Annotated in this window: 1 protein-coding gene; it reads right to left on the reverse strand. The window is 77.5% G+C overall.

Translation table 11 applies throughout. The features are described from left to right. Nucleotides 1-15: 15 nt before the first annotated feature. The coding region (locus ABD308_RS31065; RefSeq protein WP_344342415.1) for a cupin domain-containing protein at nucleotides 16-679 on the reverse strand (664 nt) is incomplete at its 5' end.

Raw genomic sequence — 679 nt, forward strand, 5'->3', positions numbered from 1 at the left:
GGCACCGGCCGGCCGTCAACTGTCCAGCCACTTCCCGTCGGTGGCGATCAGCGAGCCGTCGGCCGCGTAGAGGCGCAGCTCGGCGGGGACGCCGCGCTTGGCGACCGCGATCCAGCGGGCCCCGGAGTCGCCGAGGGCGAGGACGGCGGGCTCGGCGGTGACGCCGTCGCTCCACCGCACCTCGGCGCGGGCGACGTCCGGCTTCACCAGCCCGGCCTGGGCCTTCGGGACGCGGAACAGCGGGTCGGCCTCGCCGTTCTTGGCCTGGCGGCCCAGCCAGACCTTGCCGAACCGCTCGTCGGGGGCGGAGGCGAGGCCCACCGGGGCGCCCGGCGGCGCGATCAGGGCCTCCGCCGGGGTCGCCAGCCGGGTGCCGTCCAGGACGTAGTAGAAGACCACGTGGTCCGCGTCCGGGGTCCCGTACTGGTCGACGTACTCCTCGGTCGGCGCGGGCCAGGAGTAGCCGGCGGCGGCGTCCTCCTCCCAGATCCTGCGGGCCTGCTCGTGGATCCGCTCCTTGCCCGGGGCCGGCCACAGGGCCGCCCAGACGCTCCACGGCTTGCCGTCCACGGTGCCCGCGAGCACCTGGATCCGGGTCGGGACGAGGGGGTCGCGGGGGCCCTGCGGGGCCGGGGCGGCGCCCGGGGCCAGGGTGGTCGGGACGTCGGCGGCCGAGACG

Source organism: Kitasatospora putterlickiae, assembly GCF_039527695.1.
In the GTDB taxonomy this organism is placed as follows: Bacteria; Actinomycetota; Actinomycetes; order Streptomycetales; family Streptomycetaceae; genus Kitasatospora; species Kitasatospora putterlickiae.